This is a genomic window from Streptomyces sp. DvalAA-14, assembly GCF_900091855.1.
In the GTDB taxonomy this organism is placed as follows: domain Bacteria; phylum Actinomycetota; class Actinomycetes; order Streptomycetales; family Streptomycetaceae; genus Actinacidiphila.
In genome coordinates this window covers 1-23,929 of record NZ_FMCH01000105.1, presented here as the reverse complement: position 1 = coordinate 23,929, position 23,929 = coordinate 1, and the positions used below count along the sequence as shown (strand labels likewise).

General features: G+C 71.5%; 16 protein-coding genes and 1 pseudogene. 5 read left to right on the top strand and 12 right to left on the bottom strand.

Annotated features, from left to right (window positions below; all coding sequences use genetic code 11):
* Positions 1–175: 175 nt before the first annotated feature.
* The 7 genes from GA0115240_RS05055 to GA0115240_RS05025 all read right to left on the bottom strand — a co-directional run bounded on the left by GA0115240_RS05055 (position 176) and on the right by GA0115240_RS05025 (position 14,355).
* Positions 176–4,285 carry a non-ribosomal peptide synthetase gene (locus GA0115240_RS05055; RefSeq protein WP_093735442.1) on the bottom strand — a complete coding sequence of 1,370 codons (4,110 nt, stop codon included), beginning with the start codon at positions 4,283–4,285 and terminating at the stop codon, positions 176–178.
* A gap of 2 nt (positions 4,286–4,287) precedes the next feature.
* Positions 4,288–5,727, bottom strand: coding sequence for an MFS transporter (locus GA0115240_RS05050; RefSeq protein WP_161302021.1), 1,440 nt, complete (start codon positions 5,725–5,727; stop codon positions 4,288–4,290).
* Positions 5,728–5,740: 13 nt separating this feature from the next.
* The gene (locus GA0115240_RS05045) at positions 5,741–7,096 is read right to left on the bottom strand and encodes an aspartate kinase (protein ID WP_093735440.1); all 1,356 of its coding nucleotides are present in this window, start codon (positions 7,094–7,096) and stop codon (positions 5,741–5,743) included.
* Positions 7,093–7,920 carry a homoserine O-acetyltransferase/O-succinyltransferase family protein gene (locus GA0115240_RS05040; protein ID WP_093735439.1) on the bottom strand — a complete coding sequence of 276 codons (828 nt, stop codon included), beginning with the start codon at positions 7,918–7,920 and terminating at the stop codon, positions 7,093–7,095. Before GA0115240_RS05040 ends, GA0115240_RS05045 begins: the two co-directional genes overlap by 4 nt.
* On the bottom strand, positions 7,917–9,404 hold the full coding sequence (locus GA0115240_RS05035) for an aspartate aminotransferase family protein (RefSeq protein ID WP_093735438.1): 1,488 nt from the start codon (positions 9,402–9,404) through the stop codon (positions 7,917–7,919). The genes GA0115240_RS05040 and GA0115240_RS05035 overlap by 4 nt, the downstream gene beginning before the upstream one ends.
* A gap of 10 nt (positions 9,405–9,414) precedes the next feature.
* Positions 9,415–10,767: a lysine N(6)-hydroxylase/L-ornithine N(5)-oxygenase family protein gene (locus tag GA0115240_RS05030; protein WP_370673280.1), complete on the bottom strand. Its 1,353-nt coding sequence runs from the start codon at positions 10,765–10,767 to the stop codon at positions 9,415–9,417.
* A 1,359-nt stretch (positions 10,768–12,126) separates the two neighbouring features.
* Positions 12,127–14,355 carry an MMPL family transporter gene (locus GA0115240_RS05025; RefSeq protein ID WP_256069548.1) on the bottom strand — a complete coding sequence of 743 codons (2,229 nt, stop codon included), beginning with the start codon at positions 14,353–14,355 and terminating at the stop codon, positions 12,127–12,129.
* Between the two features lie 175 nt (positions 14,356–14,530).
* Between GA0115240_RS05025 and GA0115240_RS05020 the strand changes: the two are divergent.
* The 4 genes and pseudogenes from GA0115240_RS05020 to GA0115240_RS05005 form a co-directional block, all read left to right on the top strand.
* Positions 14,531–15,232: pseudogene (locus GA0115240_RS05020) on the top strand (response regulator transcription factor); the annotation flags it as partial.
* Between the two features lie 167 nt (positions 15,233–15,399).
* Entirely contained in the window at positions 15,400–16,956 is a 1,557-nt protein-coding gene (locus GA0115240_RS05015) for a sensor histidine kinase (protein WP_093735435.1), read from the top strand.
* A gap of 131 nt (positions 16,957–17,087) precedes the next feature.
* Entirely contained in the window at positions 17,088–17,759 is a 672-nt protein-coding gene (locus GA0115240_RS05010) for a winged helix-turn-helix transcriptional regulator (protein WP_093735434.1), read from the top strand.
* Positions 17,756–18,541, top strand: a complete 786-nt coding sequence (locus GA0115240_RS05005; protein WP_093735433.1) for an SAM-dependent methyltransferase — start codon at positions 17,756–17,758, stop codon at positions 18,539–18,541. Before GA0115240_RS05010 ends, GA0115240_RS05005 begins: the two co-directional genes overlap by 4 nt.
* A 146-nt stretch (positions 18,542–18,687) precedes the next feature.
* Here GA0115240_RS05005 and GA0115240_RS05000 read toward each other — a convergent pair whose 3' ends face one another.
* From GA0115240_RS05000 to GA0115240_RS04980, 5 genes are read right to left on the bottom strand one after another with little or no spacing between them, the layout of a single operon-like run.
* Entirely contained in the window at positions 18,688–19,461 is a 774-nt protein-coding gene (locus tag GA0115240_RS05000) for a succinate dehydrogenase iron-sulfur subunit (protein ID WP_093735432.1), read from the bottom strand.
* On the bottom strand, positions 19,461–21,215 hold the full coding sequence (gene sdhA, locus GA0115240_RS04995) for a succinate dehydrogenase flavoprotein subunit (RefSeq protein ID WP_093735431.1): 1,755 nt from the start codon (positions 21,213–21,215) through the stop codon (positions 19,461–19,463). The genes GA0115240_RS05000 and sdhA overlap by 1 nt, the downstream gene beginning before the upstream one ends.
* Positions 21,216–21,250: 35 nt before the next feature.
* Positions 21,251–21,742, bottom strand: coding sequence for a succinate dehydrogenase hydrophobic membrane anchor subunit (locus GA0115240_RS04990; protein WP_093735430.1), 492 nt, complete (start codon positions 21,740–21,742; stop codon positions 21,251–21,253).
* Between the two features lie 7 nt (positions 21,743–21,749).
* Positions 21,750–22,130, bottom strand: a complete 381-nt coding sequence (gene sdhC, locus GA0115240_RS04985; protein WP_093735429.1) for a succinate dehydrogenase, cytochrome b556 subunit — start codon at positions 22,128–22,130, stop codon at positions 21,750–21,752.
* A 48-nt stretch (positions 22,131–22,178) separates the two neighbouring features.
* Positions 22,179–22,766, bottom strand: coding sequence for a 2-oxo-4-hydroxy-4-carboxy-5-ureidoimidazoline decarboxylase (locus GA0115240_RS04980; RefSeq protein ID WP_370673279.1), 588 nt, complete (start codon positions 22,764–22,766; stop codon positions 22,179–22,181).
* 404 nt (positions 22,767–23,170) lie between these two features.
* Between GA0115240_RS04980 and GA0115240_RS04975 the strand changes: the two genes are divergently transcribed.
* On the top strand, positions 23,171–23,779 hold the full coding sequence (locus GA0115240_RS04975) for an RNA polymerase sigma factor (protein ID WP_256069547.1): 609 nt from the start codon (positions 23,171–23,173) through the stop codon (positions 23,777–23,779).
* Positions 23,780–23,929: the final 150 nt, after the last annotated feature.

Genomic DNA, 23,929 nt, shown 5'->3' with positions numbered 1-23,929 from the left:
TGCGGCGCGCGCGGGACGAGGCCGGAGCGGCGGACACGCCGGACCAGTCCGCCCCGCCCGCCCAGCCGGCCCCGGAGTCGGCGGCCGCCCGGCCGCGGAGCTGATCCGCCCCGCCCCGAACCGGGCACGGCGGCGGCCCCCACCCGCTCGGGACCGCCGCCGTCAGGGACATCCGCTACCGGATCGCCGCCGCGACGGCGCGCACGCCCGGCGCCCGCAGGAACGAGTAGTGGTCACCCGGCACCCGCAGCGTGCGCGTACCGGCGCCCAGCACGGCCTGCCACCGCTCGGACAGGTCCGGTGAACCGTCCGCGCCGACCACCACGGCCGCCGCCTTCGGGGCCACCGGCCGGTGGCCGCCGATCAGCGCCAGGTGCGCGGTGAACACCTCGAAGCGGGCCTCGATGTCCCGGCGCACCTCGTCCGGGTCGCCGGAGCCGGCCGTGAGTTTGTCGCCCAGCCACCGCAACTGCTCGGCCACCGTGGCGGTCTCCCGGTCCGGCGGATCGCCCGCGTCCGGGCCGAGCGCCCGCGCCGCGTCGAGCACGAACTGCGCCGCGAAATCCCGCTCCGAGGCGCCGGACACGTCCGGCGGCTCGATCGGGGTGTCGAGCAGCCCGACCAGCGCCACCTCCTCGCCTTCCGCCTCGAACCGCCGGGCGATCTCCAGCGCCACCAGGCCGCCCATCGACCAGCCGGCCAGCCGGTACGGTCCGGCGGGCTGCGCGGCGCGGATGGCGCCGGCGTATTCCGTCACCATGGTGTCCAGGTCGGCGGCGGGCACACCGCCGGGGCGCACCCCGGCCGCCTCGACACCGAACACCCGGTAGCGGTCGGCCAGTTCCTGGGCGAGGCCGATATAGGGGAAGACGGTGCCGCCGACCGCGTGCACGACGTACAGCGGCTCCGCGCCGGGGCCTTCGGTCAGCGCCACCAGCGGCCCGGAGGCGCCGGCCGCGCCGGCCGGCGCCTGCCCGGTGGTCTCCACCGACGCCAGCAGCTCGGCGGCCTCCTCCTCGGACAGCTGCGCCAGCTCGTCGAGGTCGACCTCGTGGAGGCTGGTGTCCTCCAGTCCGTGCTTCTTGGTCAGCGCCGAGGTGAGCTGGGCCGGGGTGGGTGCCAGGAAGATCGCGGTGACGTCGGTGTCGACGGCCAGATCCTTGCGCAGCCGGGTGATCAGCTGCATGGCCTGCAGGGAGTTGCCGCCGAGGTCGAAGAAGTTGTTCTCGATGCCGACCCGCTCCAGATTCAGCACGCTGGCGTACATGTCGACCAGCACGGTCTCCACCAGCGTGCGCGGCGCGACGTAGTCGGCCCCGGGATCGGCGCTGTCGGGCGACGGCAGCGCCGAGCGGTCGACCTTGCCGTTGGCGTTGAGCGGGAAGGTGTCCAGGATCACCAGGTGGGTGGGGACCATGAAGGCGGGCAGCAGTTCGGCCAGGTGCACCCGCAGCTCGGCCTGCGTGACGGCGGGGGCGTCCGGCGCGGTCCTGGCGTAGCCGACCAGGTTCTTCTGGCCCGCGCGGTCCTCCACGACCAGGATGGCCGCCTGCGCCACCGACGGGTGGGAGGCCAGCACCGCCTCGATCTCGCCCAGTTCGACCCGCAGGCCGCGGATCTTCACCTGGTCGTCGAAGCGGCCCAGGAACTGCAGATTGCCGTCGGGCAGCCGCCGTGCCAGGTCGCCGGTCTTGTACATCCTGGCGTCCGGCAGCTCGCCGAACGGGTCGGTCACGAAGCGCTCGGCGGTCAGTTCGGGCCGGTTGAGGTAGCCGCGGGTGACTCCCGCGCCGCCGATGTGCAGCTCGCCGGCCACCCCGACCGGCACCGGGTTGAGGTGCTTGTCCAGCACGTACGCGGTGTAGTTGGTCAGCGGCAGGCCGATCGGCGGCGGGTCGATGCCGTTGTCGTGGCATTCGGCCATCGTGGAACCGACGGTGGTCTCGGTGGGCCCGTAGCCGTTGATGAAGCGCATGCCGGGCCGGGCCCAGCTGCGGACCAGTTCGGAGGAGAACGCCTCGCCGCCGGCGATGACCACCCGCAGGCTGGGGAACTGCTCGTCGGCGAGCAGGTTGAGCACCGCCGGCGGCAGGCACATGAAGGTGATGGCCTCGCCGCGGATCAGTTCGGCGAGCCGCGGCGGCGACAGCAGCGTCTCGGGCGTGCCGAGCACCAGGGTCGCGCCGGACAGCAGTGCGCCGAAGATGTCGAGCACCGACACGTCGAAGTTCAGCGAGGCGAACTGCAGTACCCGGTCGCCCGGGCCCAGCGGCCAGTGCTCGATCTCGGCGGTGGCGAAGTTGACGGCCTGGCGGTGCTCGACCACCACACCCTTCGGCCGGCCGGTCGAGCCGGAGGTGTAGATGACGTAGGCGACGTTCGCGGGGCCGGCCGCGGCGTCGAGGTCCGAGCCGTCCAGCCCGGACAGCTCGGCCCAGTCCCGGTCCAGGGACAGCACGGCCACCGAACCGGCCGGCACCGCCGCCTCGCTGGCGTCGTCGGTGACGACCACCGGCACCTGCGCGTCCTCGACCATGAAGGACAGCCGGTCGGCCGGGTAGTCCGGGTCCAGCGGCACATAGCCGCCGCCGGCCTTCAAGATGCCCAGCAGGCCGGCCAGCCGGCGGGGCGTGCGCTGGGTGCTGACCCCGACCAGCACCTCGGGGCCGACCCCGAGTTCGCGCAGCCGCCGGGCGATCCGGTTGGCCTGCGCGTTGAGTTCGGCGTAGGTCACGGTGGCGCCGTCCAGCTCCACCGCGATCGCGTCCGGGTGGGCGGCGGCCCGCTCCTCGAACTTCTGGTGCAGATTCCCGGCCGGGAACTCCACCCGGGTGTCGTTCCACTCGACGATCTCCTGCCGCAGCTCCGCCTCGGTCAGGATCGGCAGCCGGGACAGGGGAGTGCCCGGGTCGGCCACGATGCCGTCGAGCAGCACCCGGAAGTGGCCGAGCAGCCGGCGGACGGTCGCGGCGTCGAACAGCGCCTTCGCGTACGTGATGCCGACGTTCAGCCGGCCGGCCGTCTCGACGGCCGAGACCAGCAGGTCGAATTTGGCCGCCTCGGTCGGCAACTCCTCCGAGGCCCAGATGAGTTCGGCGGACGTCAGATCGCGCTGCTGGTTGTCGGCGAGCATGAAGCCGACCTGGAACAGCGGTGAGCGGCTCGGGTCGCGGGGCGCCCGTGCCGCCTCGACGATCTTGGCGAACGGCAGCTCCTGGTGGGCGTACGCGCCGACGGTGGCGGTCCGTACCCGCTCCAGCACCTCGGGGAAGGCCGGGTCGCCGGACAGATCCACCCGGATCGGCAGGGTGTTGATCAAGTAGCCGATCAGCGTTTCCAGTTCGGGCCGTCCCCGATTGGCGCTGACCGTGCCGACGACGATGTCGTCCTGGCCGCTGTAGCGGTGCAGCAGCACATGGAAGGCGGCTATCAGCGTCATGAACAGCGTCGCGCCCTCGGCGCGGCCGAGCGCGGTGAGCGCCGTCAGCAGGGTGTCGCCGAAGTCGTCCGCCTCGGTGGCTCCGTCGTAGGTCTGCACGAGCGGGCGGGGCCGGTCGGTGGGCAGTTGGAGCACCGACGCGCCGGCCAGCGTCTCCCGCCAGTAGGCGACCAGCTCGTCCAAGGTCTCACCTTGCAGCCTGCCGCGCTCCCACAGGGCGAAGTCGGCGAACTGCACGGGAAGTTCGGGCAGTGTCGACTCCCGGCCGACCGCGGCGGCCTCGTACAGCTCCGCGAGTTCGGCCAGCAGCACCGGGAAGGACCAGCCGTCGAAGACGGTGTGGTGCACGGTGACCACCAGCACATGCGCCTCGTCGGCCAGCCGCAGCAGCAGCACCCGCAGCAGCGGGCCGCGGTCCAGTACGAACGGGCGGGTGCCCTCCTCGACGGCCGCCGCGCGCCAGCGCTCCTCGAGCGACTCGGCCGGCACCTCCCGCAGGTCCGCGGTGGCCACCTGCACCGGGGCGGGCGCGTCGACCACCTGGCTCGGCCGGCTGTCGATGGTCACCAGCCGTGTCCGCAGCGCCTCGTGCCGCACCACCAGCGCGTCTAACGCGGCACTGAGCGCGGCGCGGTCCAGCGGGCCGGCCATCCGTACGGCGCCGGCGATGTTGTAGGTCGACAGGCCGGGGGCCAACTGGTCGATGAACCACAGCTGTTCCTGGCCGAAGGACAGCGGCAGCTCCTGGAGCCCCGCCGGGCGCCGGGGGATGCCGGCCGTCGGAGTGTTCGCGGCCCGCCGGCGGAGTTGGGCGGCCAGCAACGCCCGTTGAGAGTTCGACAACATGCTTATGCGTTCCTATCGTTCGCAGACACATTCGTCTGGGGATCGGGTTCGGGTCCGCGTGCCGGTTCGGGTGCGGGGGAGATCGCTGCGGACAGTGCCGGTTCGAGGCCGGCTTCCGGGTCCGGTCCTTCGGCCTCCGGGTTGGCCGCCGGGTTGGCCTCCAGGTCGGGCTCGATCGGGCCGTCCGGCATCTCGCGCAGCCGGAAGACCGGGGAGAACGTCAGCCAGGCCACCGGGGCGGCGATCCCGATCACGCCGACGACCAGCGCCGCCCGCAGCCCGAACGCCGCGGCCAGCGAGCCGCCCAGCAGCGCGCCGATCGGCACCGTCCCGAACAGCACCAGCCGGTAACTGGCGTTCATCCGGCCCAGCAGCCGGGTCGGCGTGACCGTCTGACGCAGCGTCAGTGCGTTGATGTTGAAGATCGCCAGGTGGAATCCGTGCACCGCCAGCGCGGCGCCGATCACCAGCAGGGACACCGCACCCGAGCCCTGCGGCGCCAGCAGCGCCAGCGGCGACACGCACGCGATGAGCGTCGACAGCCGCAGCGTCTGGCCGAAGCCGAGCCGGTCGCCGATCCGCGAGGCGAGCATCGCCCCCAGCAGCGCGCCCACCGAACCCGCGCCGACCACGAAGCCGAGCTGGGTCGGACTGAGGCCGAGCACCCGGACCGCGTAGACCAGGAAGATGGTGGTCATCACGTTCTCGAACAGGTTGAACGTGGCGGACTGGGTGGCCAGATGCCGCAGGATACGGCTGCCGATCACGGTCCGCAGTCCCTCGGCGATCGAGCTGAACACCGACGGCTGCACATCGGGCAGCTCCGGGGCCGGCTCGGTCCGGCGGATGCGCGACAGCGCGGCCGCCGACACCAGGTACGACACCGCGTCCACCGTCAGCGCGACCGGCGCGGACAGTGCCCCGACCAGGAAACCGGCCAGCCCGGGACCGGCGATGCCGGCCACCGAGTAGCTGACGGTGATCTTGCTGTTGGCCTCGGCGAGATAGCGCTTGTCCACCAGTCCCGGCACATACGACAGGATCCCGATGTCGAACAGCACGGTGAGCAGGCCGGCGGTGAAACCGACCGCGTACAGCAGCGTCATCGACAGCAGGTCGAACGCGTGCGCCAGCGGGATCAGACCGATGAGGACCGCCCGGCCGAGATTGCTGACGATGAGCGTGGGCCGCCGCCGGCGCCGGTCGAACCACACGCCGGCGAACAGCGAGACGAGCACGAACGGGGCGTACCGCGCCACGTTCAGCAGCCCGATCCCGAAGGCCGTCGCGTGCAGGGTCAAGATCGCGGTGAGCGGCAGGGCCATGTCGGTCACCTGCGAACCCACCAGCGAGACCGTCTCGCCGCCCCACAACTTGGTGAAATCCCTGTTGGCCAGGACGCCGCCCCGCTCGGCGTCCTGGCCCGTCTGAACCGTCGTCACGTCCTGTCCGCTCTCAGCTCGCTGTACCCGGAACCGCGGCCGCCAGTTCGGGGGCCTCCACCTGGAGGTCGAACGCCTCGTGCAGCGCCCGCGTGGCCTGTTCGACCGCATCGGAGGTGATGTGGCACGAGACCCGGCTCGGCGTGCTGGTCACCAGCAGCGGGCTGATGCCGCTGCCCTCCAGCGCGTCGAGGATCCGGGAGGTGATCTCGGCCCGGTTGCTGACCACCGTGCTCACCACGCTGACGCTGCCCAGCTCCTCCCCGTGCACCTCGACAGCCGCGCCGACATCGCCGAGCGCCGCGATCACGCCCTGCGCCTCGGTGCCCGGCGAGGTGAACCGGACATGCTGCGGATCGTGCAGGTCGCGGATCATCGACCCCACCGGCATGCCGCGCTCCGCCAGCGCCGCCGACACGGTGGCCGGCGACAGGCCGCTCACGGTGTAGAGCGGGTCGTGCCGCCGATGGGCCACCCCGGCGATCCGGGTGTTCTCGAACAACGGACTCTCCTTCTTGATCCAGGTGCCCGGCTCGGTGGTGAACGACGATCGGACATGGATGTCGATGTCGTAGGCGGCGGCCAGTTCGACCGCCCGGGGCTGCATGACCTGGGCGCCCGCCTCGGCGAGCTGGAGCATCTCCTCGTGGCTGAGCCGCTCCATCCGCCGGGCGGCGGGCACCAGCCGGGGATCGGCGGTGAACACCCCGGTCACATCGGTGTGGATGTCGCACTCGGTCAGTCCCAGCGCGGCGGCCAGCGCGATCGCCGACGCGTCGGAACCGCCCCGGCCGAGCGTGGTGACGTCCCCGGCCGCGGTGATCCCCTGGTATCCGGTGACCAGCACGATCGAGCCCGCTTCGAGGGCCTCGACCACCCGCCACGGCCGGACCTCGTGCAGCCGCGCGTTGCCGTGCGCCTCGTCCGTCATGAAGCCCGCCTGGGTGCCGCTCAGCGAGATCGCGTGCTCACCGAGTTCGTGCACCGCGATGGCGGCCAGCGCGCAGGACATGGACTCACCGACCGACAGCAGCGCGTCCAGTTCCCGCGACTGGGGCCGCGGCGACAGCCCGTAGGCCAGGCCGAGCAGGTCGTCGGTGCTGTCGGACATCGCCGACAGCACCGCCACCACCTGGAGACCCTGCCGGTGCGCCGCCACCAGCCGCTGGGCGACGGCCCGCAGCCGGTGCACGTCGCCGACCGAGGAGCCGCCGAACTTCCACACCACGCGCCGCGCCGACAGACCGTCCGGTAGGGGCAGAGGCGGGGGCAGGGGCAGGGGCACCGGCAGCGGTGGTTCGGCCTGCCGGGCCCGTACGGATTCGGCGCTGCGGAACGCCGACAGCTGAGGGGCTCCGGGCCCGGTCATCGGGCCGGCACCCGGTCGTGCACCAGCCGGATCCAGCTCGCGAAGAACGCCAGACTGTGGCTGCGCCACATGTTGACCGGGTGGTCGAGGTCCACATTGGCCGGCGCCGGCACCCCGTCGACGCCCTGCGCGCTGTCGCGGCGGTACTCGTCGACCAGCCGGTGGCCGGTGTACTCGGGGTGGCCGATGTGCATGACCACCTGGTGATCGCGCGACTCGGCGATCACCGTGCCGGCGCCGGCCGCGCGGGCCACTGCCCGGACCGTCCCCGAGGCGTCCAGCGCCTCGTCGTCGAAGCCCGCGAAGCGGCTGTGCGTCGACCAGAAGCGGTCGTCCAGCGCCCCGGCGATCGGGCCGTCGTCCACCAGGCGCTCGGTCGGGTACATCCCGGACACCTTGGTGGTGTAAATCCGCGTCGGCAGCCCGAACAACAGGTGGCCCACCCCGAGCGCCCCCCAGCACAGGCCCAGGATCGGGGCGCCCTGCCCCGCGGTCGCCTGCACCATGTCGTCGAGTTCCGCCAGGAAGCGGACCTCCTCGTAGGGCAGGTGCTCCACGGCCGCGCCGCTCACGATGAGGCCGTCCAGCGGTGCCTGGGCGGTCGCCTCCTTGTAGGTGCGGTAGTGCCGGGCGATGTGCTCCGGGTCGTCCAGGTGGTAGCGGCGGGTGGAGATCCGCAGCCACTGCAGCTCGAAGGGCCAGGCCGCGGACAGCTGGGGTGTCAGCCACTTCTCGTACTGCTCGGCGTGCGGCATCAGATTGACGATGCCGACTCGCGGCAGGGCGCCGGGGTTCGCCCCGGCCGGCTGCGTCGTCGTGGTCACAGCGCCACCGCCCCGGTCAGCTCCGCTTCCACCGCGGCGATCGCGTCCCGGATGACGGCCAGCGCGTCGTCCACCGTCCGCCGCGAGACGTTCAGCGGCGGCAGCAGCCGTACCACGCAGTCCTCGCGGCCGCCGAGTTCCAGGATCAGGCCGGCCTTGAGCGCGGCGCGCTGGACCCGGGCGGCCACCTCGGTGGCGGTGGCCGTGCCGTGGCCGGCCATCTCGACGCCGATCAGCAGGCCGAGGCCGCGGACGTCGTCCACCAGCGGGCTCTTGTGCTGGATCGCGGTCAGTTCGTCGAGCAGGTACGCACCCTGGCTGCGCACATTCGCCAGGACGCCGTCCCGCTCCACCACGTCCAGGTACGCGTTGGCGCTCGCGAAGGCGAGGTTGTTGCCGCGGAAGGTGCCGATGTGGCTGCCCGGCGCCCAGGTGTCCAGGTGCTTGCGGTACATGATCACCGACACCGGCAGGCCCAGCCCGGACAGGCCCTTGGACGCCACGACCACGTCGGGCGTGATGCCGTACTGCTCGAAGGCGAACCAGGTGCCGGTGCGTCCGCAGCCGGTCTGCACCTCGTCCACGATCAGCGGGATCTCCAACCGGCGGGTCACCTCGGCGATCCGGCGGACGAAGTCGGCCCGCGCCGGGATGGCCCCGCCCTCGCCCTGGACCAGTTCCAGGATCACCGCGGCCGGCAGCTGCACCCCGCCGTGCGTGTCGGTCAGCGTGTTGACCAGCACCTCGGCGCAGTTGGTCGAGCAGCTCGCCGGGGACAGGTTGAGCGGGCAGCGGTGGCAGTAGGAGTAGGGGGCGAAGTGGATGCCCGGCAGCAGATTGTGCAGGCCGGTCTTCGGCTGGTGCTCCGACGTCAGGGACATCGCGCCCTGGGTCGAGCCGTGGTAGGCGCCCTGGAAGGCTACGACGGTGCCGCGGCCGGTCGCCTTCTTGCAGAGCTTGATCGCCGCCTCCACCCCGTCGGAGCCGGTCGGCCCGCAGAAGTGGATCTTCACGTCGTCGCGCAGGTGCTCCGGCAGCATCGCCAGCTGGCGGCGCTTGAACTCCTCCCGGACCGGCGTCGGGAAGTCCAGCCCGTGGGTCAGCCGCGGCAGTTGCTCATTGACCGCGGCGATCAGGTCGGGGTGGTTGTGGCCCAGCGCCAGTACGCCCGCGCCGGTGAGGAAGTCGATGTAGCGGCGGCCGTCGACGTCGGTGATGTACGAACCGGCGGCCTCGGCGATCGCCACCGGCAAACGGCGCGGGTAGGTGCGGGCGTTGGACTCGGTGTCGGCCTGACTGGCCAGCAGCAGGCGCCCGTTGGGGCCAGGGATGGATAAGTCGGCCAGGTCGGCGGGGCCGGCGGGGCCGGCAGCCGATGCGTGCGCTGTTGCCGATGCCGATGCCGATGCGGGCGCGGCGACGGTCCCGGGTTCGGACACGGCCGCGGATTCGGGTTCGGGTGCGATGGTGCCCAGGGTCTGCATGGCGGTCCCCTCAGATTCCGAAGCCGGGCTGCGGCACGGCACCGACCAGGTCGGCGGCGTCGTCCCCGGTCTTGGCCAGACGCTCGTGCAGGCTCTCCACGATCGCCTTCGAGCGCAGCGCCAGCAGGCTGAACGAGCCCGCGTCGCCGAGCCCGTGCGTCGACTCGCACAGCCCGTTGACGAAAATCGGCGGCACGCCCTGCAGCTCCGGATCGGGCACCACGCCGTAGTCGTAGCCGACCGACAGCGGCCGGTCCGCCGTGACGCCGAGCGCCTCGGCGAGATCCGACAGCAGCGGCGGCAGCTGCTCGGTGCGGCCGGTGATCCCCAGGTCGAGATAGCCGGTGGCCAGGATGGCGCGGTCCACGGTCACCTGCTCGCGCTCGCCGGTGATGTGCTCGGTCAGGTCGAGGGTGACGCCCTCGGCGCCGGCCTCGGCCCCGGTGATCAGGCGGTTGGTGCGCAGCGAGACGCGCGGGCGGCCGTCCAGCTCGTCCTCGTACATCCGCAGGTAGAGCGCGTCGATGACGTCGGCGTCGGCGGCGGAGTAGTTGGTCGGGCGCAGCTGGGTGCGCAGCCGCTGCTTGCCCTCCTCCGACGCGTGGTAGTAGTAGTCGACGAACTCCGGGAAGTAGACCTCCTCGGAGAACGGGCTGGTGTCCTTGAGCCGGTAGCCGTAGCCCGTCATCACGTTCACGATCCGGGCCGCCGGGAAGCGGCCGACCAGGTCCAGCACCACCTCGACCGCGCTCTGGCTGGCGCCGACGACGGCGAGGGTGCCGGTGTAGCCGGCATCCAGGTCGGCGATGCCGGGCAGGTACCGCGAGGTGTGGAACACCCGCGGGGACGCCGTCCGCGCGAAGACCGGCGGGATGTGCGGGGTGCGTCCCGGCGCCACCACGATGGAGCGGCCGCGGTAGATCTCGCCGGCCGCGGTGGTGACCTCGACCGACCGCTCGACGCCGACGCCCTCGGCGCTGTCGGGACTGTCGACCAGCGCGATGCCGGTCACTTCCTGGTCGTAGTCGACGTCCACCGACACGTTCTCGGCGACCCACTGGATGTAGCGGGCGTACTCCTTGCGGAGCGGGAAATGGCTCGGCAGATTCAGGTGTTTGAAGAGTCGGCCCTGCTCGTGCAGGTAATTGATGAATGTGTAGCGGCTTCGTGGATTCCGCGGTGTCACCAGATCCCGGACCGGGTTGTTCTGGATGTCGGATCCGTCGAGCAGCATCGTGCGCTGCCAGAACGGCCCCGGCGCCTTCTCTAAGAACTTGACCCGGGCGTTCGGCCACAGCTCTTCAAAGGCTATGGCGACGGCAATATTCGCGGGCCCGAATCCCACACAGATAACGTCGTACACGTGACAACCCCCATTGATCGCTGGCAGTTTGAGGCGCACCTGTGCCCCTGCCCGCAAAGTGGTTCCCCCCTGTTCCGGCCAGGGGTTGCAGCAGGGAACACGACCTGCGCGCCTTTCGGCGTGTTGCGAACTGTGCGTGCAATGACGAAAGTACAGAACCGGTCGGCCGTTTTTCGACCAGAGGAGAGTCTGTCTTCGCGCTGCCGGGCTGTCAACGGCATCTCTTTAACCCGTGAGTGCTCCGGTAGAGCTGCCGGTTACGGCCGGCCGGCTGCCTTCGCCGGGTGCACTGGGCTGCCGGAAGCGGTCTCCGCCGGGGCCCGGGGCGGACCGTCCGCCCCGGCGGTCGCCAGGACGGGGCAACGCCTGGTTCCCTGGTGGAACCGGTCGTCTTCACATAGAGTTCATGCGGTGCAACATAGGGCCACGACTGAATCTGGGGCTGATGGGACAGGGGAGTTCGAGGTGACGAGTGCTCCGCACGGGATTGCCGGCCGCCGTGCCCGGGACCGTGTCCGGAGCGGTTTCGCCACCGCTGTTTTCCGGTGTTTCCGGCCGGCGAAGGGATGACGCGCCTATCGTTGGCGGCAGGAAGTCCTGGATGAAAGCGTTGGCGTCACGGACCAGGAGTCGGAAAGCGCGGTAGCGGAAGCTGCCGGTGATCCGTACGACGAGCGGGGTGGGGTGGCGGACGCATTCCCGGGGAAAGGTGAAGGCCATGAGGTAATGCCGAAGCGGTCGGACATCAGTCCGAAGGCGTCGGCCGATCACGCGTCCGGATCCGGTGCGATCCGGATCCGTCGAGCCCGGCGCGGAAGCGGGCGACCCCCGAAGTCCGGGCCGGCGGAGGATTCCCCCGAAAACGGTTCCGGTGCATCGTCCGCACGGCGGCGTACCGGACCGGCACCCGGCGAACACCGGCTATTCGGGGCGGATTCGGCGGGGACGCGACGCGGATTCGACCGCGGTGCCTTGCCGGGGGCGGCCGTCGCGGGTGAGCGTGATCCCCGGCCGATCGATGACGTCCCCCATGCCTCGCCACGGCGGAATCCCGCATTGCGTCCCGGTGCGGGCGCCATCACGGCGGCGGACCCCCGGAATTCCCATAATTGCCGGGAATCCCGGCGGAATTACCGGCTCCGGCCCCGTCGCCGCGGAGTCGGTCAGGCGCGGCGCATCGCCGTAGCGGGGCAGCGGCGGTCGTGGTGGCGCGCCGCCCCCGGCCCGCGGGGCCTGCGGGGCGTCCCGGGCACAGCGAAGGGCCCGGCTCCCCACGGGGGTGGGAGCCGGGCCCGGTCAGGGGGCGAAGGACGGTCGGACGGGGTCCGCCGTCGCGGGCTCAGCCGCCCGCGGCGCCGGTCACCGGCCGCGCAGGCCCGGACCGCTCGGCACCGGATCGCCGTCCGCCGCCGGCCGGGCGGCCGCAGGCGCTTCGGCCTCGGAGTCGGCGTCGTCGGCCGCCTCCACCGCCAGATGCGGCAGCCGGCGGTCCAGCCAGCCCGGCAGCCACCAGTTGGAGGCGCCGAACATATGCATCAGCGACGGCACCAGCACCGTCCGCAGGATGAACGCGTCCAGCGCCACCGCCCCGGCCAGCCCGACACCGAACATCGCCAGCACCCGCTGCCCGCTGAGCACGAAGGCGGCGAACACGCAGATCATGATGACCGCGGCCGAGTTGATCACCCGGCTGGTCTCTGCCAGCCCGACCCGGACCGCCCGCGCGTTGTCCCGGCTGTGCACCCACTCCTCGTGCATCCGGCTGACCAGGAAGACCTGGTAGTCCATCGACAGCCCGAACAGCAGGGACAGCATGATCACCGGCAGGAAGGCGTCCACCGGTCCGGCCCGGCCGGCGATCGAACCGCCCCAGCCCCACTGGAAGCAGGCCACCAGGACACCGAAGGACGCCGCCGCGGCCACCAGGTTCATCACCGCCGCGGTGAGCGGCACCACCAGGCTGCGGAAGGCGAACAGCAGCAGCACGAAGCCCAGCGCGATGATCACCCCGATGAACAGCGGCAACTTCCCGAACAGGACGGTGGAGAAGTCCTTGAAGATCGCGGTCTGCCCGCCCACGTAGGCACGCATGGTGGTGCCGCGTTCGGCGGCCGGCACCACGTCGTGGCGCAGCCGGTCGATCAGGTCGGACGTGGCCTTGTCCTGCGGCGAGGTGGTCGGCACCGCCTGGATCAGTGCCACCGTGGCGCCCGGCTTCATCGGCACCGCGGCGGCGTAGGCGATGCCGTCGGTGGTCTTCAGCTTCGTCACCAGCCCGTCCAGCGCGGTCCGGTCCGCTGCGGTCGGCACCTCGGCCAGGATGGTCAGCGGGCCGTTGAAGCCGGGCCCGAAACCGTCGGCCAGCATGTCGTAGGCCTTGCGGGTCGTGGTGGTGGTCGGGTTGTTCCCCTGGTCGGAGGAGCCCAGCCGCAGCGAGAGCGCCGGGATCGCCAAGGTGGCCATCACCGCCACCGCCACCAGCGCCAGCGAGCGCGGGTGGCGCTGCAGGAAGGACGACCAGCGGGCCGCCGCGCCCGTCGCGGTCAGCTGCTCCGGCCCGTTCGCCGCGAGATTGCGCCGCTGGCGGCGGCTCAGCACCCGGATGCCGATCACGCCGAGCAGCGCCGGCAGCAGGGTGACGGCCGCGGCGACCGTGATCACCACGGTCAACGCGGCGGCCACCGCCACCCCGTTGAGGAAGGTGAGCCGCAGCGTGAACATGCCCAGCAGCGCGATGCACACCGTGCCGCCGGCGAACAGCACCGCCCGCCCCGAGGTGTTCAGCGCGGTGACCGCCGCCTCCTCCGGACTGCGGCCGCGCAGAATTCCCTTGCGGTGCCGGGTCACGATGAACAGGGCGTAGTCGATGCCCACCCCGAGCCCGACCAGTGTCGCCAGCTGCGGGGCGAAGTCCGCCACGTCCATGCCGTGGCTGAGCAGAATGATCGCCGACGAGGAGATGCCGATACCGAACAGGGCGGTCACCAGCGGCATCAGCATCCCGAACAGCGAGCCCAGCGCCAGGAACAGCACCACGCCGGCCGCGGCGATACCGACACCCTCGGCCAGGCCCGGCAGCGGCTGCTCGGCCTGCGCCGGCCGGTTGCCGCCGACTTCCACGTGCAGGCCCTGGGCCTTGGCGGTGTGGGCGGTGTCGATCAGCGCCTGCGCCTGATCGAGGTTCATGTCGTTGCCGAGCTTGGTGTAGGTGACGGTGGCGTACGCGGTGCGCCCGTCCTTGCTGATCTGCGCGGCGCCGGCCTTGTCGTACGGACTGCCGACCGTACCGACGTCCTTCTGCCCGGCGATCTTCGCCAGCACCGGGTCGATCCGCTCCCGCACCGACGCGTCACGCACCGAACCGGAGTCGACGTGCCACACCACGGTGTCGGCCTCGCCGGACTGCTGGGGCAGCACCTTGCCCAGCAGGTCGAGCACCTTGGAGGACTCGGTGCCCTTGAGGGAGAACGCGTTGGAGTAGCTGTCCCCGAGCGTCCTGCCGGCTCCGCCGACGACCAGCAGTGCCACCAGCCAGAGCAGGATCACCGTCCACTTGTGCCGGAAGCACCATCGCGCCACTGCGGCCACGCCTCACACCCCTGTTCGTCCGTACGCTCTCGACCGATGTCCCCGACCGATGCGGGGGGACGAGTTCAGCGTCCGTGGCCGACCCTCCTGTCACCAAGCCGATCCGGGTTCTCTCAAGGAACTCCAAGGTTCGGGCCGGGCCCGGGTGGCCGGCGGGTTACGGATACTGGTGGGCATGGAAGCCACCGTGCTCATCGTCGAAGACGAACCGGGCATCGCCGACGTTCTGCGCATCACCTTGAAATACAACGGGTTCACCGTGCACAGCGCGGCGACCGGACGCGCGGCGGTGGCGGCGGCCCGGGAGCACCGGCCCGACCTGGTGCTGCTGGACGTGATGCTGCCCGACGGCAACGGCTGGGAGGTCTGCCGCGCGCTGCGCGAGCAGCGGGCCGCCGAGGCGGGCGGCGACGCCGAGGACGACCTGGGCATCATCTTCGTCACCGCCCGGGACGCGCCGCGCGATGTGGTGGCCGGGCTGGCGCTGGGCGGTGACGACTACATCACCAAGCCGTTCGGGGTGGACGAAGTGGTGGCCCGGGTGCACGCCGTGCTGCGCCGCACCCGGCGCCGGGCGGACCGGGTCGCGGACCGGACGCTGCGGCACGGCGACCTGGAGATGGACGAGGCGACCTACACCGTCCGGCGGGCCGGGCGGCCGGTGGAACTGACGCCGACCGAGTACAACCTGCTGCGGCACCTGCTGCGCAACGCCGGCCGCATCCTGACGAAGGAGCAGCTGCTCCAGCACGTCTGGCAGTACGAGACGGCGGTGTCCTCGACGGTGGTGGAGACGTACATCTCCTATCTGCGGCGCAAGCTGGACCGGCTGGGGCCGCCGCTGATCGAGACCCGGCGGGGGATCGGCTACGGGCTGCGGGCGCCGGCGCCGCCTCCGCGGCAGCCGCAGGCCGAGAGGGCGCCGGACGTGATGCCGGAACCAGACCCGGACCCGGACCCGGATCCGGCGCCCGGCCCCGACCCGGCGCCCGGCCCCGACCCGGCGAGCGGCTCGCCGGCCGGCCCCGGAAGGCCGGTCGAGCGGTGAAGACCTGCGGTTTCTGGCCCCGCCCGCAGTCCCTGCGCGGCCGCTTCACCATCGCCAACGTGCTGTTCCTGGCCGTCGGCCTGCTGCTTGCGGCAGCCGCCAGCATCACCGCCACGTACATGGTGCTGGTCGGGCAGATCGACGACTCGCTCAAGTCCTCGCAGTCCTCGCTGCAGCAGGCCTCGCTCACCAAGGGCGGCCTGGGGCAGCTGTGCGCGCTGGCCGGCCTGCTGCAGAGCGGCCGGGCCGGCTCGGCGATCGCGGAGGCCTTCGCCCAGGACCTGCTCATCGTGGTGGACCAGCACGGCAAGCCGGCCCTGGTGTGCGGCACCGACATCACGCCGGTCAGCGGCGAGCGGGACCAACTGGCCGCGGCGGTGCCCGACCCGGCCCGGCTCGCCCGCAGCGGCGACGCGGCCACCGTGGAGTCCGGCGACAAGGAGTACCGGGTGGTGGCGGTGCGGCTGCCGGACGGCACCATCGTGGTCAAGGGCATCCGGATGAGCGGGGTCAAACGGGCCATCGGCAAGCTGCTCATCGTGGAGGCGGGGATCGGCGCGGTGCTGCTCGGCCTGCTCGCCACCGGCTCGCTGACCGCCGCCCGGCGCCGGCTCAGCCCGCTGGAGGACATGGTGGAAACCGCCTCCGCGATCGCCGAGGGCGACCTGTCCCGCCGGATCGGCACCGCCCGGCACGGCTCCAGCGAGGTCGAACAGCTCAGCTCCGCGCTCAACGCGATGCTCCAGCAGATCGAGGCGGCGCTGACCGAAAGCGAACGCGCCACCAGCCAGCAGCGCCAGTTCCTCGCCGACGCCTCGCACGAACTGCGCACCCCGCTCGCCTCGGTCCGCGGCTACCTCCAGCTCTACGAGAAGGGCATGCTGGACGCCGAGGAGAAGGACCGGGCGCTGACCCGGGTCTCGGCGGAGGCGCTGCGGATGAGCCGCCTGGTCGACGAACTGCTCGCCCTGGCCCGCCTCGACGACCGCCCGGCACTCACCTTCGGCCCGGTGGACCTCAGCTGTCTGGTCCGCGACGCCGCGGCCGACCTGGCCGCGCAGCAGCCCGAGCGGCCGGTGACGCTGCTGCTGCCGGACGGGCCGGACGGGCCGGACGGGCCGGGCGGGCCGGGCGGGCCGGACTGTCTCGGCGGACCGCCGCTGTACGCGCTCGGCGACGAGGCCGGGCTGCGGCAGGTCGTCGGCAATCTGCTGGCCAACGTACGTGTCCACACCCCGGCGGACTCACCGGTCACCGTCGAGGTCGACAGCTGCGGCGACGGCGAACTCCGGCTGCGGATCAGCGACTGCGGGCCCGGCCTCAGCGAGCAGGACGCGGCCCGCGCCTTCGACCGCTTCTTCCGGGCCGATCCCGAACGGGCCCGCGAGACCGGCGGCGCGGGTCTCGGCATGTCCATCGTCCAGGCCCTGGTCCACGCGCACCACGGCACGGTCGCCCTCAGCACCGCCCCCGGCGCGGGTCTGACGGTACGGGTCACGCTGCCCACCGCCATGTCACCGGTGCCGGTGCCGGTGCCTCTGCCGGTGGCTTGAGACCCCTGCCGCCTGACGCAGCGCCCCGGGAAGGGTGGGACCGGCCCGCCCCGGACAGGGCCATCGCGCCCACGCTTTGGATTGTCAACCGATCACTTTATTTTATCAACCACCCTGGCTAGGGTGGTCATATGAAGAGCTACCAGCAGTACTGCTCGGTGGCCCGCGCGCTGGACGTCGTCGGGGACCGCTGGGTGCTGCTCATCGTCCGTGAGCTGCTGGCACTGGGGCCCAGCCGGTACAGCGACCTGAAGCGGGGGCTGCCGGGCATAGCCAGCAACCTGCTCGCCGACCGGCTGAAGATGATGGAGGCCGAGGGCCTGCTCGAGCGGTACGACGCTCCGCCACCGGTGGGGACCGGCCTCTACCGGCTCACCCCCCGGGGCCGGGAGCTGCAGGACGTCCTGCAGGCCCTGGCCCGTTGGGGACTGGAGCGCATGCACACCGGCGCCGCGGACGACGACGCGGTCCGGCCGCAGTGGTCCGCGCTGTTCGCCGGGTTCGAACTGCCGCCCCATGTCGCCCCGCAGACCGAGGTCGTGGTGGGGATCGAGACCGGCGGCGAAACCGTCCACGCGATCCTGCGGCACGGCACGTTCGAGATCCGCCGTGGCGCAGCCCCGGATGCGGACATCACGCTGTCCGGGGAAGCGACGCTCGTCGGCGCGGTCCTGTCCGGCCGGCTGACCCCGGAACAGGCCGCGGACCTCGGCCTGCGGATCGCCGGCGCACCGTCGCTGCTCACCGACCTGCTGCGGTCACGCGCTGCCCATCCCCCGCCGCGATCAGGAGCAATGTCATGACCTACGCCGAAACTGATCTGGTCGCATCGATGGAGCGACTCGCCGGCGACGACCTGGCGGCGCTGACGCAGGAGCAGCGGGACCAGTTCGACCAGTTCCACGCCGGCGGATCCGAAGCCGTCGAACGACTGCTGCCCAGCCTGCACCTGGCACCGGGGATGACCGTGCTGGACGTCGGCTCCGGACTCGGCGGACCGGCACGGCAGGTCGCCCGCGGCAGCGGCTGCGCCGTCGTCGGCGTCGACCTCACACCCGCCTATGTCGACGCGGCCCGGGAGCTGACACGCATCGCGGGCCTCACCGAACAGGTCAGTTTCCGCTGCGGCGACATAGCGGCCTTCGACGGCGCCGCGTTCGACGCGGCCTACACCCTGCACGTCCAGATGAACGTGGAAGACAAGAAGACCTTCTTCGCCGAGATCGGCCGGCGCCTGCTGCCCGGTGCGCACTTCGCGACCTTCGAGGTCTGCCGCAGCGACGGGCGGCAGCCGACCCCACCGCTGCCCTGGTCACTGGACGGCACCGACAGCTTCCTGGTCACAGCCGGCGAGCTGCGCGGCACGATCCGGTCCAGCGGCTTCGAACTCGTCGAATGGGTCGACGAGACCGCGTGGGTCCGTCAGTGGTTCGAGGACTTCGGAGCCCGCATCGCCGCCGGCGGCGGCCAAGCCGCTCTCCCCGCGCTTCTGACCGACGGCCTGACGCGCATGCTCAACTTCGCGATTGCCCTCGACACCGGCGTCCTGTCCGTCCACCGCGGCTCGTTCGTCAAAGCCCCATGAACCAGGGCGTCTGAGCCTTTGGCCTCACCTTCGGCCGGTCGGGGCCGAAACGCGGACCGGGCCCCGCCTCCTCGGCGGAGGCGGGGCCCGGCACGGCAAGCGGTCGAAGGAAGAGACGGGCAGACCCGGGGGTCGGAACCCGCCGGTCAGAAGCGGCGCGTGATCAGTGCCCGCTTCACCTCGGCGATCGCCTTCGTCACCTCGATGCCGCGCGGGCAGGCGTCCGTGCAGTTGAACGTGGTGCGGCAGCGCCACACACCGTCCTTGTCGCCCAGGATCTCCAGGCGCTGCTCGCCGCCCTCGTCACGGGAGTCGAAGATGAAGCGGTGGGCGTTGACGATCGCCGCCGGGCCGAAGTACTGGCCGTCGTTCCAGAAGACCGGGCAGGCCGAGGTGCAGGCCGCGCACAGGATGCACTTCGTGGTGTCGTCGAACCGCTCGCGGTCCTCGGCGGACTGCAGGCGCTCCCGGGTCGGCTCGTTGCCCTTGGTGATCAGGAAGGGCATCACATCGCGGTAGGCCTGGAAGAACGGGTCCATGTCGACCACGAGGTCCTTCAGGACGGTCAGGCCCTTGATCGGCTCGATGGTGATCGGCTTGTCCGGGTTGAGGTCCTTGATCAGGGTCTTGCAGGCCAGTCGGTTCTTGCCGTTGATCCGCATCGCGTCCGACCCGCACACGCCGTGCGCGCACGAGCGGCGGAAGGTCAGCGTGCCGTCGATCTCCCACTTGACCTTGTGGAGGGCGTCCAGGACGCGCTCCTTGGGGTCGATCGGGATCCGGTAGTCGATCCACTCCACCTCGGCGGAGACCTCCGGATTGAACCGGCGGATCCGCAGCGTGACCGTGATCAGATGCGACTCGGCGGAATCCGCGGCGTCCAGCGCCGCCGAGTTCTGGTGGATCGTCGGGGTGCTCATCAGTACTTACGCTCCATCGGCTGGTAGCGGGTCACCACGACCGGCTTGTAGTCGAGGCGGATCGACTCGGCGCCGCCCGCCTCCACCTCGCGGTAGGCCATCGTGTGCCGCATGAAGTTCACGTCGTCCCGGTTCGGGAAGTCCTCGCGGTAGTGACCGCCGCGCGACTCCTTGCGGGCCAGCGCCGAGACCGCCATCACCTCGGCCAGGTCGAGCAGGTTGCCCAGCTCGACGGCCTCCAGCAGATCGGTGTTGAACCGCTTGCCCTTGTCCTGGATGGACACCCGCAGGTAGCGGTCCCGCAGCTCGCCGATCTTCTCGACCGCGGTCTTGATGGTCTGTTCGGTGCGGAACACCATCACATTGGCGTCCATGCACTCCTGCAGCTCGCTGCGGATCTGCGAGACCCGCTCGCTGCCGGTGCCGGCCCGCAGCCGCTCGACCTGCTCCACCACCATGGCGGCCGGGTCCTCCGGCAGGTCCACGTAGTCGTTGGCGTGCGCGTACTCGGCGGCGGCGATGCCCGAGCGGCGGCCGAAGACATTGATGTCCAGCAGCGAGTTGGTGCCGAGCCGGTTCGCGCCGTGCACGGACACGCAGGCGACCTCGCCGGCCGCGTACAGGCCGGGCACCACCGTGGTGTTGTCCGCGAGCACCTCGCCCTGGACGTTGGTCGGGATGCCGCCCATCGCGTAGTGCGCGGTCGGCTGGATCGGGATCGGGTCGGTGTACGGCTCGATGCCCAGGTACGTCCGGGCGAACTCGGTGATGTCCGGGAGCTTCGCGTCCAGCTGCTCCGGCGGCAGGTGGGTCAGGTCCAGGTACACGTGGTCGCCGTCGGGACCGCAGCCGCGGCCCTCGCGGATCTCGGTGTAGATGGCCCGGGACACCACGTCGCGCGAGGCGAGGTCCTTCATGACCGGCGCGTACTTCTCCATGAAGCGCTCGCCGTCCTTGTTGCGCAGGATGCCGCCCTCGCCGCGGGCACCCTCGGTGAGCAGGATGCCCATCCGCCAGATGCCCGTCGGGTGGAACTGGAAGAACTCCATGTCCTCCAGCGGCAGCCCGCGCCGGTAGACCGCGGCCTGGCCGTCACCGGTCAGGGTGTGTGCGTTCGAGGTCACCTTGAAGAACTTGCCGGTGCCGCCGGAGGCGTAGATCACGGCCTTCGCCTGGAAGACGTGGATCTCGCCGGTGGCCAGCTCGTACGCGACCACGCCGGACGACCGGCGGACGCCGTCGACCTCGGTGAGCAGCTGGTCCAGGACGTAGAACTCGTTGAAGAACTCCACGCCCTCCTTGACGCAGTTCTGATACAGCGTCTGGAGGATCATGTGACCGGTACGGTCTGCGGCGTAGCAGGAGCGGCGCACGGCGGCCTCGCCGTGGTTGCGGGTGTGGCCGCCGAACCGGCGCTGGTCGATCCGGCCCTCAGGGGTGCGGTTGAACGGCAGGCCCATCCGCTCCAGGTCCAGGACCGCGTCGATGGCCTCCTTCGCCAGGATCTCGGCGGCGTCTTGGTCGACCAGGTAGTCGCCGCCCTTGATCGTGTCGAAGGTGTGCCACTCCCAGTTGTCCTCCTCGACGTTGGCCAGGGCCGCGGCCATGCCGCCCTGGGCCGCGCCGGTGTGGGAGCGGGTCGGGTAGAGCTTGGTCAGGACGGCGGTGCGGCTGCGCTTGGTGGCCTCGATGGCGGCGCGCATACCGGCGCCGCCCGCGCCGACGATGACGGTGTCGTACTTGTGGATCTGCATGGGGTCGCTTCCCTGTTCCAGCCCTGGCTCAGCGCTTAGCGGATGTTCGGGTCGAAGGTGAAGATCACCAGCGATCCGAGCACGATGGTGAACGCCACCGCTGTGAACAGCAGTGTCTTGAGCCAGATGCGGGTGTTCGCCTGCTCGGCATAGTCGTTGATCACGGTGCGCAGGCCGTTGCCGCCGTGCAGCATGGCCAGCCACAGCATGGTCAGGTCCCAGTACTGCCAGAACGGCGACGCCCAGCGGCCGGCCACGAAGGCGAAGCCGATCCGGCTGACACCGCCGTCGAGCACCAGCTGGATCAGCAGGTGGCCGAGGACCAGGACGACCAGCACGACACCGGACAGCCGCATGAACAGCCAGCCGTACAGCTCGAAGTTGGTTCGGGAGGACCTCTGCGAACTGGGCGTGCGCGAGGTGCGGGCGCGGGGCGCCTCGATGACCGGTGCCGGGTTGTCCGGACCGTACGAGGCGCTGGAGCCGGTCAGCTCCACGGCTTCCGTGGGGGTGACGTCAGTGGCCATGTGTCGTTCAGCTCCCGAACAGGACTCGTGCGGCGTGGCCGAGGACCGGGTAGATCGCGCCGATCATCAGCAGGATCCACAGGCCCATCACGGTCCAGAACATCTGCTTCTGGTAGCGCGGGCCCTGGGTCCAGTAGTCGACCGCGATGATGCGCAGGCCGTTCAGCGCGTGGAAGAGGATCGCGGCGACGAGGCCGTACTCCAGCAGGCTGACGATGGGGGTCTTATAGGTCGAGACGACCTTGTCGTAGTCCTCGGGGGACACCCGAACCAGGGCGGTGTCGAGGACATGGACGAACAGGAAGAAGAAGATGAGGACACCGGTGACTCGATGAGCCACCCACGACCACATGCCTTCCCGGCCGCGGTACAGCGTTCCAGCCGGCACGGAAAAACCCTCCGGGAGCGGTACGAGGGCTGCCGGCTTCGGTGTCGGTCACGCCCGGCCGGGTACGGTCCACCGGCCCCGGCCATCGTAGCGACGCCCTGTCGGCTCCGTACCGCGGGGTGGGGCAGGTGTGAGCGATCCCGCACTGTCGAGTGAACCGGGGGCCGGATCGGGCGGGAAGCGCAGGTCCCGGTGCCCTTCGGCGGTCAGGTCCGCGGCGGCGGCGAGCCGGCGCAGCCGGGCCCGGCAGATCCGCCGCAGCTGCTCGGCGGCGACCACCGTCTCCTCGTCCTTCTCGTGGCCCAGCCGCTGGCGCAGGCTGACCAGGGTCAGGTCCAGTGCCTCGGCGGGTTCGGCCGCGGACAGGTCGATCACGAAGGCGTGCTGGAACTTCGCCTCGTAGGCGGCGTGCGCGGCGCGCAGCGCGGTGTGCGCGACCAGATTGCCGCGGTCGGCCAGCGCGGTGGTGACCTCGGCGGCCAGCGCCTCGGCCAGATCGGCGGGGGTCAGGTCGTACGCGGCCTCGTCCGCCGCGGCCAGCAGCGTCTCCAGGGTCGGGTAGGGCCGGTGCGCGGTCATTCGGCGGACCCAGCGGCGGGAGCCGCAGCAGGACCGCAGGGCGGCTTCCGCGACCACGGTGGGGGCGTGGTTGAGCAGGACCAGCCCTTCGGGGGGCGTGTCGCTGGACAGCGGCGGGCTCCTGGGTGATGTCGGGCGACCGTACGGGGACGCGTACGGCGCGCACGTGAATGTGGGGGGTGCTGCGGGTCGTGCTGGAGCGCCAGGGGTACGGCGGGGTGCGCTCAACTGTACGGGCGGCCGGCGGCGGTCCGGCCGACGGGGCCGCAAACTTCACCCGTACGGGAATTGGCGCGGCGGTGGGTTGACGGCCCGCGGGCCGGGGCACAGCACCGGCAGGCAGACGGCATATGACGACGGCCGGGGTCCGCCTCCCCCCACAGGAGCGTCCCCGGCCGCCATTTGTACGGCGTCACCGGCTCCAAAAGTGTCACCGGCCCTCATGAGGCAGGATGGGGACGGTGTTCGAGGGGGTGGGGCCGGACGTGGATCTGGATACCGCGGTGAGCGCGGCGCAAGGCGGTGACGAGACCGCCTTCAGAGTCGTGTACCGCGCTGTGCAGCCGCAGTTGCTGCAGTACGTCCGCAGCCTGGTGGGACCGGCGGACGCGGAGGACGTCGCGTCCGAGGCCTGGCTGCAGATCGCCCGCGACCTGCCCAACTTTCGCGGCGACGGCGCCTCGGTGCGCGGCTGGGCGGCCCGCATCGCCCGCAATCGCGCGCTCGACCACATCCGCGCGCGCAGCCGCCGGCCGGTCACCGGGGCCGGGGTGGACGAACTCGTCCAGCTGCCGGACCGGGCGGACACCGCCGGGGAGGCGCTGGACGCGGTGGCCACCGACCGCGCGCTCGCCGCGATAGCGGCCCTGCCGCGCGAGCAGGCCGAAGCGGTGCTGCTGCGGGTGGTGATGGGCCTGGACTCCACCAGCGCCGCCCGGGTCCTGGGCAAACGGGCCGGCTCGGTACGGATGGCGACCCACCGGGGCCTGCGCCGGCTGGCCGAGATCCTGGAGCTGGAGGAGGACGACCGTCCCGCCGATGTGACCTTCTCGGCGTCGAAGGCGCTGTGAGGAACCGACAGGGAAGCGACATGAGCGACGACGCAGGAGTGGAGACCGCCCACGCGCCGGCCGACGCACTGACCGAGGCGGTGGCCGACGTGGTGGCGGACATGGTGGCCGCCGCGCGGCTGCGCCGGCTGCTGTCGGCGGCCGGCGCCC